The 14,127-nt window shown below is 62.8% G+C and carries 13 protein-coding genes; 7 read left to right on the forward strand and 6 right to left on the reverse strand.

The features are described from left to right. Positions 1–27: 27 nt before the first annotated feature. The 6 genes from OKW20_RS20765 to OKW20_RS20790 form a co-directional block, all read right to left on the reverse strand. Positions 28–729, reverse strand: a complete 702-nt coding sequence (locus OKW20_RS20765; RefSeq protein WP_043612605.1) for a FadR/GntR family transcriptional regulator — start codon at positions 727–729, stop codon at positions 28–30. 50 nt (positions 730–779) lie between these two features. Then, on the reverse strand, positions 780–1,682 hold the full coding sequence (locus tag OKW20_RS20770; RefSeq protein ID WP_052201612.1) for a dihydrodipicolinate synthase family protein: 903 nt from the start codon (positions 1,680–1,682) through the stop codon (positions 780–782). Between the two features lie 10 nt (positions 1,683–1,692). Next, positions 1,693–3,408, reverse strand: a complete 1,716-nt coding sequence (araD, locus tag OKW20_RS20775; protein WP_043612607.1) for an L-arabinonate dehydratase — start codon at positions 3,406–3,408, stop codon at positions 1,693–1,695. A 159-nt stretch (positions 3,409–3,567) separates the two neighbouring features. Continuing rightward, positions 3,568–4,344 (reverse strand): SDR family oxidoreductase, encoded by a 777-nt coding sequence (locus OKW20_RS20780; RefSeq protein WP_043612608.1) that lies wholly within the window; start codon positions 4,342–4,344, stop codon positions 3,568–3,570. Positions 4,345–4,355: 11 nt separating this feature from the next. Further along, entirely contained in the window at positions 4,356–5,504 is a 1,149-nt protein-coding gene (dgoD, locus tag OKW20_RS20785; RefSeq protein ID WP_043612610.1) for a galactonate dehydratase, read from the reverse strand. 54 nt (positions 5,505–5,558) lie between these two features. Continuing rightward, complete coding sequence (locus tag OKW20_RS20790) at positions 5,559–6,326, reverse strand: FadR/GntR family transcriptional regulator (protein ID WP_156133976.1); 768 nt, start codon at positions 6,324–6,326, stop codon at positions 5,559–5,561. Positions 6,327–6,508: 182 nt separating this feature from the next. On the opposite strand from OKW20_RS20790, the gene OKW20_RS20795 reads away from it, so the two are divergent. The 7 genes from OKW20_RS20795 (at position 6,509) to OKW20_RS20825 (ending at position 14,115) form a co-directional block, all read left to right on the forward strand. Next, positions 6,509–7,492 (forward strand): arabinose ABC transporter substrate-binding protein, encoded by a 984-nt coding sequence (locus OKW20_RS20795; RefSeq protein ID WP_029742701.1) that lies wholly within the window; start codon positions 6,509–6,511, stop codon positions 7,490–7,492. A 170-nt stretch (positions 7,493–7,662) separates the two neighbouring features. Next, positions 7,663–9,177: an L-arabinose ABC transporter ATP-binding protein AraG gene (gene araG, locus OKW20_RS20800; protein WP_429174811.1), complete on the forward strand. Its 1,515-nt coding sequence runs from the start codon at positions 7,663–7,665 to the stop codon at positions 9,175–9,177. Then, positions 9,174–10,124 (forward strand): L-arabinose ABC transporter permease AraH, encoded by a 951-nt coding sequence (araH, locus tag OKW20_RS20805; RefSeq protein ID WP_043612614.1) that lies wholly within the window; start codon positions 9,174–9,176, stop codon positions 10,122–10,124. The genes araG and araH overlap by 4 nt, the downstream gene beginning before the upstream one ends. Before the next feature lie 3 nt (positions 10,125–10,127). Beyond that, positions 10,128–11,015, forward strand: coding sequence for an aldose 1-epimerase (locus OKW20_RS20810; RefSeq protein ID WP_429174814.1), 888 nt, complete (start codon positions 10,128–10,130; stop codon positions 11,013–11,015). A gap of 195 nt (positions 11,016–11,210) precedes the next feature. Then, positions 11,211–11,654 carry a PRC-barrel domain-containing protein gene (locus OKW20_RS20815; protein WP_245281585.1) on the forward strand — a complete coding sequence of 148 codons (444 nt, stop codon included), beginning with the start codon at positions 11,211–11,213 and terminating at the stop codon, positions 11,652–11,654. A gap of 320 nt (positions 11,655–11,974) precedes the next feature. Continuing rightward, entirely contained in the window at positions 11,975–13,207 is a 1,233-nt protein-coding gene (gene proV, locus OKW20_RS20820; RefSeq protein ID WP_052201613.1) for a glycine betaine/L-proline ABC transporter ATP-binding protein ProV, read from the forward strand. A 23-nt stretch (positions 13,208–13,230) separates the two neighbouring features. Then, positions 13,231–14,115, forward strand: a complete 885-nt coding sequence (locus OKW20_RS20825) for an ABC transporter permease (RefSeq protein WP_043612617.1) — start codon at positions 13,231–13,233, stop codon at positions 14,113–14,115. Positions 14,116–14,127 lie beyond the last annotated feature (12 nt).

The raw sequence follows: 14,127 nt of genomic DNA on the forward strand, positions 1-14,127 counted from the left end.
TACGGGCGCGACCGCCGGAACAACTTGCTACGAGGCGAAATTGCGCTTGTAAGTCGAAGCGATCAAGGCTGCTGCGCGGTCGAATGCCTTGTCCTCGTCGCGGTCTTCGATCGCGATCAGGATCGCCTCGTGCTGGGCCAGGGATTGTCCAAAACCGCCTGTCGCCGCCATCGTCTTCGGGATGCTGATGGAGAGCGCCGCCCGGATGACGGACGCAACCGGCAGGAGGAAACGGTTGTGCGCGGCCTGGAAGATGTTGAGGTGGAAGGCGATATCGGCCTCGATCGCGTCTTCGACGCGGGCGCCACCCTCTGCCATCCGCTCGAAGGCGGCGCGGATCTCGGCATGTTCGGCCGCAGATCCACGTCTGGCGGCAAGGCGTGCGGCAAGCGGCTCGATCGACAGGCGGAGTTCGAACAGTTCTTCGGCAAGCGTTGCCTGATCCTCCGCATCGCTTTGCCAAGACAGCACGACGGGATCGAGCGTGTTCCAGTGTTCGGCTGCCCGCACCCGCGTCCCGAGCCGTGGCTTTGCCTCGATGAAGCCCTTGGTCGACAGGATCTTCAGCGCTTCGCGCAGCGTCGTGCGGCTGACGCCGAGCGTCGCCAGCATGTCCGCTTCCTTCGGCAGGGTGTCGCCGACCTTCAGTTCGCCGAGCGTGATGCGGCGGCCGATATCGCCTGCGATACGAGCCGGCAGGCCGCGATCCTCCCGAGCGATTGCCTTCATGCCCACACTCTCCATTGCATCTCAGCCACGTTCATAGCCGGTCGCCCCGATCAGGAAAAGCCACCCATCGCGGCTGCATAGCGGCGGGTCATTTCGATGCCAAGTGCAGTCGGTCGCATGGCTGGCGCACGGTCGTGGATCGTTATGCCCGCCCGCTCGCCGAAGAGGCGCTTGCCGTAACAAAGCAGCGTCTCGATGCCCTGCATGGTGAAGACCACCCCGGGCAGCATCTGCCGATAGGCCTCTTCCGCGTGCTCGTCCCAACCGTCTGAAAAGAATTCATAGGCGCGCACGGCGTAATCGATCGAGTCAGGCGCAAGGATCAGGCCGTGGCAACCGATGCGCAGGTTCTCGAGCAGCTCGAGGCCCGCACGGCCGTTGAACACCGGCAGCCGGCCCTCGGTGACCTCGATGAGATGGGCGATATCGACGACGGGCCCCTCGCCCTTCACCAGCCGGATGTTCGGGTGTTGGCGCACGAGCTCGCGAATATCCGCGGCCGTCAGCCCGCGCCCCATCAGCGCCGGCGCATTCTGGATGGCAAGCGGCAGATCGGTCTGATCGGCGATGCGGCCGAAGAAGCGGATGTATTCGGCAGCCGCGAATTGGCCGACCATCGGAGGCTGGAGGATCAGCCAGTCGGCGCCAGCCCGTGCCGCATGCCGCGCCTGGCGCACCTGTTCCTCGACCGACGCGCCAAAGATCGTCAGGGCGACCGGTACCTGGCCGCCCGTGTCCTCGATCAGCCACTCCATGATCGCCATGCGCTCGGCCTCGTCGAGCTTTGAAGCCTCGGTCGCAAGGCCGAGCCCGGCCATGCCGTGCACGCCGCTTGCCAAACAAATTTCCGTCTGGCGTCGCATGGCGGCGCGGTCGAGCTTTTCGTCCTTGTCGAAGAGCGCGTAGAGGATGGCGTGGATGCCATGAAGGTTTTCGATGCGGAAGTCGTCCACCGTCGCCTCCTTAATGGCTTTCGCGCGGAACCGCGTGGCCGCGGCTGCCGACAAGAAAATCGAGATCCGCGCCGGTGTCGGCCTGCATCACGCGCTCGACATAGAGCCCTTGATAACCACCGACCATTTCCGGGGTTGGCGCGGTCCAGGCGGCTTTTCGGCGCGCCAGTTCCTCGTCGTTCACATCGAGGTGGAGGCGGCGGCCGGCAACGTCGAGCTCAATCCAGTCGCCATCCCTTACCAGGGCCAGCGGGCCGCCAACCGCAGCTTCGGGTGCCGTGTGCAGGACGACGGTGCCAAAGGCCGTCCCCGACATGCGGGCATCCGAGATCCTCACCATGTCGCGCACGCCCTTTTTCAAGAGCTTCTGCGGGAGAGCCATGTTGCCGACCTCGGCCATTCCCGGATAGCCCTTCGGACCGCAGTTCTTCAGCACCATGATCGAAGTCTCGTCGATGCTAAGATCCGGATCATCGATCCGCGCCTTGTAGTGGTCGATGGTTTCGAACACGACGGCGCGGCCGCGGTGCTGCATCAGCGTCGGCGTCGCTGCGGAAGGCTTGATGATCGCGCCGTCAGGCGCAAGGTTGCCGCGCAGCACGGCAATGCCGCCACTCGATGTCAGTGCCCGATCGAGCGGCAGGATGACGTCGTCGTTGCAGTTCTCGACAGACTCGATGTTGGCGCCGACGCTTTGCCCGGTCACCGTCAGGGCGCTGAGTTCCAGAAGCACGGCGATCTCCTTCATGACGGCGGGCAGCCCGCCGGCATAATGGAAGTCCTCCATCAGATAGCGCCCCGAAGGCATGAGATTAAGGATGGTCGGAATATCGCGGCCGAACCGATCCCAGTCGTCGAGCGAGAGCTTCGTGCCAATCCGCCCGGCGATTGCCAGGAGATGCACGACGGCGTTGGTGGAGCCGCCGATGGCGCCGTTGACGCGGATGGCATTGGCGAAGGCGTCACGGGTCAGGATCTTCGACAGGCGAAGGTCCTCGGCAACCATTTCGACGATCCGCCGACCGGTCAACCGCGCCAGCCGGGCGCGGCCGGCGTCAACCGCCGGAAAGGTGGCATTGCCGGGCAGCGCAAGCCCGAGCGCTTCAACCATGGACGCCATGGTCGATGCGGTGCCCATCGTCATGCAATGGCCCGGCGAGCGCGACATGGCGCTTTCGGCGGCCATGAAATCCTGTTGCGACATGACACCGGCACGCACGTCTTCGGAAAACTTCCACACGTCCGTCCCCGAGCCGATCGTCCGGCCCTTGAAGCGGCCGTTCAACATCGGTCCGCCGGAGATGACAATCGAAGGAAGATCGCAGGAGGCCGCCCCCATCACCAGCGACGGGGTGGTCTTGTCGCAGCCCGCCATCAGCACGACGCCGTCGATGGGGTTGCCGCGGATCGCCTCCTCGACATCCATCGAGGCGAGGTTGCGGAAGAGCATGGCGGTCGGCCGCAGATTGGACTCGCCGCAGGAAAACACCGGGAACTCCAGCGGCAGGCCACCGGCCTCGAGCACGCCCGCCTTGATGTGCTCCACCAGTCCGCGGAAATGCGCGTTGCAAGGCGTCAGCTCCGAGAAGGTGTTGCAGATGCCGATCACCGGCCGACCGTCGAAGACATCGTCAGGCAAACCGTTGTTCTTCATCCAGCTGCGGTGAATGAAGGCGTCCTTGTCCAGTCCGCCAAACCAATTCTGTGATCTCAATTTTCTGGACATGTGCCCTCCCGATAACCTCGAGCGCCCTACGCTCTTTTATATTTCTCATATAATCGGAGTTATTTTCGGTCAAGCGATGAACGACGAACGTCGAGGCAAAGAAAAACCTCCGGCGCGTAACGCCGGAGGTTTCAAAAAGTGAGCTGTCGAAGTGGCTGCTCAGGGATGATGCAGAACGCTCATGCCGCCATCGACTGTCAGGCAGGTGGCGTTCATGAACGGGCATTCGTCCGAGATCATGAACAGCGCAGCCTTGGCGATCTCCCCCGGTGTTGCGATGCGGCCGCCGGGATGGAGCTTCATCGTCTCGGCCTCGGCTGCGACCGGATCGGGGAAGCTGTTCCAGTATTCAACGGCCTTCTGCGTGCGGACATAGCCGGGTGCCAGCGCATTTACGCGAACGCCCTGCCCGGCATATTCGAGCCCCAGCGCCTTGGTCATACCGAGAAGCGCATGTTTGGCGACCGGATAGGGGAAGGTGTGCGGGATGATCGTGAAGGCGTGGGTCGAGGCGATATTGAGGATGACGCCGCCGCCCGCCTCGATCATGCCCGGCAGCACAGCCTTGCTGCAGTTCCACGCGCCCTTGAGATTGATGTCGAAGCAGCGCTGCCAGTCGGCGTCCGACAGTTTCAACGGCTCGAAGAATACGTTGACGCCGGCATTGTTGACGAGCGCATTCGGCTGGCCGATCTCACGCGCGGCGGCAGCAACGGTCTGCTCAATGGCATCCGCATCGGTAATGTCGGCCGTGGCGCAGCCGACCTTTCCGCCCGCCGCACGCAGCCGCTCGGCTTCGGTCGCCAAGAGATCGCCGTCACGGTCGATGAGGAAGAGGCTCGCCCCCTCCCCAAGGAAAGCTTCGGCGATCGCGAGGCCTATCCCTTGTGCCGCCCCGGTGACGACGACGCGTTTTCCCTCAAGACGACCCGCCATGTCCGCGCTTCCTACCACTCGGCGACGCTGCCATCGGCGTGGCGCCAGATCGGGTTGCGCCAGCGATGGCCTTCCTTTGCCCGCTCGATGACATATTGTTCGTCCACCTCGATGCCGAGGCCAGGGCCTTGCGGGATCGACACGAAGCCATCCGCGTAGTGGAAGACTTCCTTGTTGGAGATGTAGTCGAGAATGTCGTTACCTGTGTTGTAATGGATGCCGAGGCTCTGCTCCTGGATGAAGGCGTTGTAGCTGACGGCATCGACCTGGAGGCAGGCGGCAAGCGCGATCGGTCCGAGTGGGCAATGCGGCGCAAGCGCCACGTCGTAGGCTTCCGCCATCGCAGCAATCTTGCGGCATTCGGTGATGCCGCCGGCATGTGACAGGTCCGGCTGCAGGATATCGACATAGCCGTCGGACAGCACCGACTTGAAGTCCCAGCGCGAATAGAGCCGCTCCCCGAGCGCGATCGGCGTCGAGCAATGGTTGGCGATCTCCTTAAGCGCTTCGCGGTTTTCCGAAAGCACCGGCTCTTCGATGAACATCAGGTTGAAGGGCTGAAGCTCCTTCGCCAAGACCTTCGCCATCGGCCGGTGCACGCGGCCGTGGAAATCGACGCCGATGCCGATGTGCGGGCCGATCGCCTCACGGATCGTGGCAATGGTTTCGACCGCCTTTTCCACCTTCTCCCAGGTGTCGACGATCTGCATTTCTTCGCAGCCGTTGAGTTTGATCGCCTTGAAGCCGCGGGCGACCACGTCGCGGGCATTTTTGGCGACATCTGACGGACGGTCGCCGCCGATCCAGGAATAGACCTTGATGCGGTCGCGCACCTGGCCGCCGAGCAACGCATGCACCGGCTGGCCGTAGGCCTTGCCCTTGATGTCCCAGAGCGCCTGGTCGATGCCTGCGATCGCCGACATGTGGACGGCACCGCCGCGGTAGAAGCCGCCGCGATACATGACCTGCCAATGGTCCTCGATCAGCAGCGGATCCTTGCCGATCAGATAGTCCGCAAGCTCGTTGACGGCGGCTTCCACGGTCAGGGCGCGGCCTTCAACAACCGGCTCCCCCCAACCGACGATGCCTTCGTCGGTCTCGATCTTCAAAAACAGCCAACGCGGCGGAACGATATAGGTGGTGAGCTTGGTGATCTTCATGGTGCGATATCCGCTGGGTGGGGCAGGGCGGCGACGGCCGTCCGGGAAAGGGTTTCAGCGCGCCGACGGGGCGGGCCGGTGACGTTCGACGGCAAGCTTGAGGTCGCGGGCGGCGAGATCCAGCATGCGCGTGGAACAGTCGCGCGCCCGTGCCTTGTCGCGCAGACGCAGGGCCTCGACCAGTTCGCCATGGATATCGATTGCTTCGTCACGACGTTCGGCAACTTCGTTGGAGGCATACAGCGAGAACTTCAGCGCCGCCTGGATGATGCCGACGAGTTGCAGGAAGACCTGGTTATGGCTGGCCTTGAGCAGGCAGGTATGAAAAGCGACGTCGGCATCGGTGAAGCCGACGACATCGCGCTCGCCGTCACGCATCGCCTGCCAGGCGTGCTCGAGGTCGGCGATTTCCTGGACGGTCGCGCGCTCGGCTGCAAACTCAGCGGCCGCCGGCTCGATCGCCCGGCGCGCCTCCAGAACGCAGTTCAGTAGGTCGAATTCGAAGATGCGCTCGCCGATCCATTCGAGCACCTGGGAATCGAGGATGTTCCACTCGTCCTTGTTGCAGACGATCGTGCCCACCCGGGAGCGGCCGCGGACCATGCCCTTCGATTCCAGCACCTTCAAGGTTTCGCGGATGACGGTGCGGCTGACGCCATAGCGTTCGCAGAGGTCGTTTTCACGCGGCAGGAAGGAACCGACCGGAAAGACGTCGGTGCAAATGTCCGAGGCGATGGCGCGCGTCACATTCTTCTGAACGCGAGGGCGACGCTGGCCGCGCTCCTCCGCGCCGTTGCTGTAGTCTTGCTCTTCCACCGCCATTTTCCTCCCGCTTCCGTCTCCCTGTCGCTCCATAGCGCAGACGCTTGAAGGCGACAACGCAGCGAAGCACGTTATCGTTATACATCACTATCGCATTCATCATACAAAGGCAATTGACGAATATGATGATTCATCATACACAAATGCTCACTGCAGGAGGCAGTTCACCAGGGAGAGACATCATGCGCTTTATCAAGGCAGCCATTCTGGCTGGTACCGTCGCCGTGTTTGCGGCAACCTCGGCGTTCGCTGCCGACGTCAAGATCGGCTTCATCGTCAAGCAGCCGGAAGAGCCGTGGTTCCAGGACGAATGGAAGTTCGCCGACGTCGCCGCCAAGGAAAAGGGCTTCACGCTCGTCAAGATCGGCGCGGAAGACGGCGAGAAGGTTCAGTCGGCAATCGACAATCTCGGCGCCCAGGGCGCGCAGGGCTTCATCGTCTGCACCCCTGACGTCAAGCTCGGCCCCGGCATCGTCGCCAAGGCGGCCGCCAACGACCTCAAGCTGATGACGGTCGACGACCGGCTGGTCAACGCCGACGGCAGCCCGATCGAAGACGTGCCTCACATGGGCATTTCGGCGACGAAAATCGGCGAAGCCGTTGGTCAGGCCCTGGTCGACGAAATCAAGAAGCGTGGCTGGGACATGAAGGACGTCGGCGCTATCCGCGTTTCCTACGACCAGCTCCCGACGGCGGTCGACCGCGTTGAGGGCGCACTTTCGGTTCTCAAGGCCAACGGCTTCCCGGAAGCCAACATCTTTGACGCGCCGCAGGCCAAGACCGACACAGAGGCCGCACTCAACGCCTCGACGATCGTGCTCAACAAGAACGCCGGCATCAAGAAGTGGGTCGCGATCGGCCTCAATGACGAAGCGGTACTCGGCGCCGTGCGCGCGACCGAGACGGTCGGCATTGCGCCCGACAGCATGATCGGCGTCGGCATCGGCGGCGCGGATTCCGCGATCAACGAGTTCAAGAAGCCTGCAGCCACCGGCTTCTTCGGCACCGTCATCATCTCGCCGAAGCGCCACGGCTACGAGACCGCACTCAACATGTATGAGTGGATCGCCAACGGCAAGGAACCGGAAAAGCTGACGCTGACCGCCGGCCAGCTTGCGCTGCGCGACAACTACGAGGCCGTGCGCAAGGATCTCGGCATCGAGTAATCGCTGCTCGCGACACGAGATCACGAGTGTTTGGGTCTGACCGACCCAAACAATAAACGTGATCGATTCTGGTAGTTTAGAGCGGGATGCGAGCGGAAAACCGCGCACACCTCATCCCGCTCTATCGGCCCGGCGGCTCGACTGCCTGGCATTCCGCTTCGGAGCCGCGCATGCAAGATTTTCTCGAATTCCAATCGATCTCCAAGGGCTATCCCGGTGTCCAGGCGCTATCGGATGTCTCGTTCTCCGTGCGCAAGGGCGCCGTCCATGGCCTCATGGGCGAGAACGGCGCCGGCAAGTCGACACTCATCCGCCTGCTCTCCGGAGACCAGTCCGCCGATGAGGGAGATATCCGCATCGACGGCGAGACGCAGAGCTATCGCTCCGTGCGCGATGCCTTCCGCGCCGGCGTCATCGTCATCCATCAGGAGCTGCAGCTCGTTCCGGAGCTGACCGTGGCCGAAAACCTCTGGCTCGGCCACTTCCCCGGCAAGGCGGGCGTTATCGATCGCCGCCAGTTGCTTCGCGTCGTCGGCGAGAAGCTCGCGGAAATCGGCATCGACGTCGATCCGTCCGCCAAGATCGCCTCGCTCTCGATCGGCGAGCGCCAGATGGTCGAGATCGCCAAGGCGGTGATGCTCGATGCGCGCGTCATTGCGCTCGACGAGCCGACCTCGTCGCTGTCGTCCCGCGAGAGCGAAATCCTGTTTGCCCTGATCGATCGCCTGCGTTCGAACGGCACCGTGATCCTTTACGTGTCCCACCGGCTCGACGAGATCTTCCGGCTTTGCAACAGTCTGACGGTGCTGCGCGACGGCAAGCTTGCCGCCCATCATCCCGACATTTCCAAGGTCACGCGCGACCAGATCATCGCCGAGATGGTCGGACGCGAGATCTCCAACATCTGGGGCTGGCGCGGCCGCGATCTCGGCGCGGAACGTCTGCGCGTCGACGCGATCTGCGGCCCGAAGCTGAAGACGCCCTTGAGCTTCTCGGTCCGGCGCGGCGAGATCCTCGGCTTTTTCGGCCTGATCGGCGCTGGCCGCAGCGAGATGACCCGGCTGGCCTATGGCGCAGACAGGCGCCACCAGGGAACCGTGACGATCGACGGCGCGATCGTTCCGGCCGACAACCCGCCACAATCGATCCGCGCCGGCATGGTGCTCTGCCCGGAGGACCGCAAGTTCGACGGCATCGTCCAGGGGCGCAGCATCGAAGAAAACATGGCGATCTCGTCGCGCCGGCACTTTTCGCCCTTCGGCATCCTCAACCTCAAGAAGGAAGCGGAACTGGCCGACCGCTTCATCGCCAAGCTTCGGGTGCGCACGCCGTCCCGCAAGCAGGACATCATCAATCTCTCCGGCGGCAACCAGCAGAAGGTCATCCTTGGCCGCTGGCTCTCCGAACAGGGCGTGAAGGTGCTGATCATCGATGAGCCGACGCGCGGCATCGATGTCGGCGCCAAATCGGAGATCTACGAAATCCTCTACGAACTCGCCGGTCAGGGCATGGCGATCGTCGTCATCTCCAGCGAGTTGCCCGAGGTGATGGGCATTACCGACCGCATCCTCGTCATGTGCCAGGGCCGGATCGCCGCCGATTTCGCGCGCGCAGATTTCGACGAACGCCGCATCCTCGCCGCCGCCCTTCCCGATGTTCCAACCGAGCAGGTTCAGCCGTCATGACTTCCTTGAAAAAACTTCTACTCGGCGAACAGGGTCTGGTCGTCATCTTCGCCGTCGCCTTCGCCATCGTCGCACTGACGGTTCCGAACTTCCTGACCGAGCGCAACATGCTCGGCCTGCTGCAATCGGTCGTCACCATCGGCATCGTCGCCTGCACGATGATGTTCTGTCTCGCCTCGCGCGACTTCGACCTCTCGGTCGGCTCGACCGTTGCCTTCTCGGGCATGGCCGCCGTCATGGCATCGAACGCCTCCGGCTCGATCCTCGTCGGCCTGATAGCGGCACTCCTGTGCGGCGGCTTTGTCGGGCTCGTCAACGGCGTGGTGATTGCGCATTTCCGCATCAACGCGCTGATCACGACACTTGCCACCATGCAGATCGTGCGCGGTTTCGCGCTGATCGCGTCGGACGGCCGGGCCGTCGGCATCAACGATCCGAGCTTCTACCAGCTGGCACTGTCGAAGTTCCTGGGCATCCCGACGCCGATCTGGGTGATGGGCGTCTTTTTCCTCGTGTTCGGCTTCGTCTTGAACCGCACCGTCTTCGGCAAAAACACGCTGGCAATCGGCGGCAACCCGGAAGCCTCGCGGCTAGCCGGCGTCAACGTTTCCAACATGCGCATCTGGATCTTCGCGCTGCAGGGCCTCGTCTGCGCCGTTGCCGGAGTGCTGCTCGCCTCGCGCATCACTTCGGGCCAGCCGAATGCCGCAACAGGTCTCGAGCTCTCGGTCATCTCGGCCTGTGTGCTCGGCGGCGTGTCGCTGGCCGGCGGCCGAGCGGCCATGACCGGCGTAATCGTCGGCGTTCTCATCATGGGCATTGCCGAAAACGTCATGAACCTCCTCAACATCCAGGCCTTCTACCAATACGTCGTGCGCGGCCTGATCCTTCTGCTCGCCGTGCTGCTCGACAATCTGCGCTCGGCCGCCGCCGGTCGTCGCAGTTAAGGCATGACGGAAGACATTGTTCTCCTCGAAAACGAAGAAGGGCTCGCCGTCGAGGTGAGCCCGTTTGGCGGCGCGATCCTGTCGGCTCGCTGGCGCGGCATACCTGTGTTCGCGCCGACGCCAGCACCGGGGCTTGCCTCGCAAATGTTCGGCGTCGAGGCCTGCTTTCCGTTGGTGCCCTTCGGTAATCGCATTGGGGCCAATGGCTTCCAATTCGAAGGGCGTGACTACAGGCTGGAAGCAAACACGACCGATCCGCTGGTCTTGCACGGAGACGGCTGGCTTGGGCGTTGGTGGATCCTGCAGCGCAACCGGCAATCGGTCACTCTTCGCTTTGACCAGGAGGCAAGCGTTGCCACGCCCTTTGCCTATGAAGCGGTACAGACGATCGCCATCGACGGAACCCGCCTGATCCTCTCGCTCGCCATCACCAACCGCGCCGACCAGACCCTGCCCTATGGACTGGGCTTCCATCCATACTTTCCGCGTACGCCTGAAACGCGACTCTTTGCCCGTGCCGACCGATATTGGAGCGAACGGGAAGGTCATCTGCCAGGCCGCCCCGGCCCCATCCCTCAGAGCATGAACTTTGCATCCGGATCCCCCTTGCCCCCGAACTGGGCAAACAATGCCTTCGCCGGTTGGGATGGACGAGCCCGCATCGAATGGCCGGAAACGAGGCTTGCCGTTTCGCTGGAAGCCGATGGGCATTTTCGGTTCTTCGTCCTCTATTCGCCGTCGGCGACAAGCAGCTTCTTTTGCTTCGAGCCGATGAGCCATCGGCCGAACGCGCACCGCGATCAACGAGACGGCGGCCTCGTCCGGCTTCAGCCTCTCCAAACCGTGACGGGAACGATCGCGCTCAGCGTCGAGGACCTGGCGAGCGGGTAGCGGTTCGCAAGGAGCGGTTTCGCATCCGGAACGCCGCAATCGTTTAAAGGCACCCCAGGCAATAGCTTCGATCGATTGTCCGGTCGTGGGGAATATTGCTTATACCAATGATTCCGTGGAACTTTTTTGAGCAAGCTCCGTTTAAATGCCGCCACGACCGCGCCGGTCGGTGGCGAGACTGAACAGGAGATATGCATGAATTATGTGACCGCCGCCGCGCTTTCCCTTGCCCTCGTTTCCAGCGCCGCCTTCGCGCAAGAACCCGCAGCAAACGGCGCAGATGCGATGCTGGTCGGCCCCGGCATCACGATGGGCACCGCCGCAACGATGCCGCTGAAATATGTGGAAATCAAAGATACCGATATCGTCAATTCGCAGCTCATCGGCGTCGATATCTACAACAAGCAGAACGAGACGATCGGCGAGATCTCCGACGTCGTCATCGGCGACGGCAAGTCCGTCATCGGCATCGTCGCAAGCGTCGGCGGTTTCCTCGGCCTGGGCGAGAGCTATGTCGTCATCGACCCGGCGTCACTTGCCCTTGCCAACGACAACGGCACTTGGAAGGCCTACGTCGACACCAACAAGGATGACCTCTCCAAGGCACCCAAGTTCGACTACGGCAAGCTGAAGAAATAAAGACCGGCTGCCGCGCGCGTTCGCCTCTCCGGCGAACGCGTTTTTCGTCGCCGAGGCGCCCTGCACACCGCCGCTGACGATCGCCTTCAGGAGCGCGAAAGCATTCCATTTTCAGCGATAATAATCGCCAAAACTTAGTTTTCTATTCTCCCAATGTGGACATTTCTGTATAGGCATGCCAAAAGGCAATCTGATTGCGACATGATGTCGTGTTTGCGCAGTCCTTTCTGGTCGTGCGCTTTTCCGTTTCGCTGATCGTTTCATCAGCCTTTCAAACACGAAGGAGAGTGCCCCGCTTCCGGAGCCGGGGCCCAGAACATATGGCACTTCAAACTGAGAGCGACCGCTCGGCCGACGAGCAACCGGTCAAGATCAGTATCAAGAACGTTTTCAAGGTTTTTGGCGAGCGGCCGGACGAGGCGCTGAACCTGCTTAAGGCGGGTAGCACCAAGGCGGAGATCCACGCCGAGACGGGCTGCACCATCGGCGTCAACAACGCGACCTTCGACATTCGCGCCGGCGAGATCTTCGTCATCATGGGACTTTCGGGTTCCGGCAAATCGACGATGCTGCGCCTCCTCAACCGCCTGATCGAACCGACCTCCGGCTCCATCGAGATCGACGGCAAAGACGTGGCGCGCTTGCCGCGCAGCGAACTGATCGCCTTGCGCCGCCGCGACATCAGCATGGTCTTCCAGTCCTTCGCGCTGCTGCCGAACCGCAGCGTTGTCGACAACGCGGCCTTCGGCCTCGAGGTCGCCGGCGTCGGCGAGGCCGAGCGCAAGGCGCGCGCCCGAACGGCTCTGCACGCTGTCGGGCTGGAAGGTTACGACGACAGCCGCCCCGACCAGCTCTCCGGCGGCATGAAGCAGCGCGTCGGCCTGGCGCGAGCGCTCGCCGCCGAGCCTTCGGTACTGCTCATGGACGAGGCTTTTTCCGCGCTTGACCCGCTGATCCGCACCGAGATGCAGGACGAACTCGTTCGCCTTCAGGCTGAACACAGTCGGACCATCGTCTTCGTCAGCCACGATCTCGACGAAGCCATGCGGATCGGCGACCGCATCTGCATCATGCAAAATGGTGAGGTCGTGCAGGTAGGCACCCCGGACGAGATCGTATTGAAGCCCGCCAACGACTATGTGCGGTCGTTCTTCCGCAATGTCGATGTCTCTCAGGTGTTCCGCGCCGGCGACGTCGCCCGCAAGACGCAGGTGACGATCATCGAACGACAGGGCGTTTCGGCCGCAGCTGCCCTTGAGCGCATGGAGCACTACGATCGCGAGGTCGCCATCATTCTCGGCCGCGACAAGACCTATCACGGCATGATCAGCCGATCCTCGTTGATCGCGACCGCCCGAGACGGCGCCGCCGATCCCTATCGGCGCGCCTTCCTGCCAGATATCGAGCCGATCCTCGCGTCGGAAAGCTTGTCCAACGTGCTTGGCAAGGTGGCTGCAAGCCCCTTCCCCATGCCCGTCATCGACGAAGCCAACCGCTACCTCGGCTCGATCAGCAAATCCGCGCTGCTCGAAACGCTCGATCGCACCGCCTGATCCAGCCCTTTCGGAGACAATCCATGACTTTCGATATCGGTGACGGCGTCGACAGCGCCGTCAACTACATCCTCGACAATTTTGCACCGCTGCTCGATCTGATCGCCGCTGCCATCGGCACCGTGACCAACAGCATCCAGGCTGCACTTCTCGCCGCCCCCTTGGCCCTCGGGCTTGCGATCTTCGTGCTCTTGTCGCTGTGGCGGGTCGGCTTCGGCTTTGCGGTCTTTACCGCCCTTTCCCTGCTGCTGGTCGAACACATGGGCCTTTGGTCCGCAATGATGGAAACGCTGTCGCTGGTTATCGCATCAACGCTCGTCGCCATGCTCATCGGCCTGCCGCTCGGCATTGCCATGGCGCGCAGCGATCGCGTCGCGGCAGCCGTACGCCCCATGCTCGACCTCATGCAAACGATGCCGGCCTTCGTCTATCTCATCCCTGCGGCGATGTTCTTCGGCCTTGGCGCCGTGCCCGGGACGATCGCAACGGTCATCTTCTCGATGCCGCCGGTCGTGCGGCTCACCAATCTCGGCATCCGTCAGGTGCATGTGGAGTTCATCGAGGCCGGCAACGCCTTCGGCTGCACCGCCTGGCAGCTGCTGGTAAAGGTACAACTGCCCAACGCCATGCCTTCGATCATGGCGGGCATCAACCAGACGATCATGCTTTCGCTCTCCATGGTGGTGATCGCCTCGATGATCGGTGCGGGCGGCATCGGCAACACGGTCCTGACCGGGATCCAGCGTCTCGACGTCGGAACCGGTTTCGAAGGCGGTCTCGCCGTCGTCATTCTCGCCGTCATTCTCGACCGGATCACCCAGAGCTTCGGCAAGGAGCGCGCCAGCCCGTGGCGCGTCCTGTTCCGCCGGCGACAGGAACAACCTCAGACCTCCCCCGTCACGGCCTGACGCTGCGGACGT

The organism is Ensifer sp. LBL (genome assembly GCF_050435225.1).
Taxonomy (GTDB): domain Bacteria; phylum Pseudomonadota; class Alphaproteobacteria; order Rhizobiales; family Rhizobiaceae; genus Ensifer.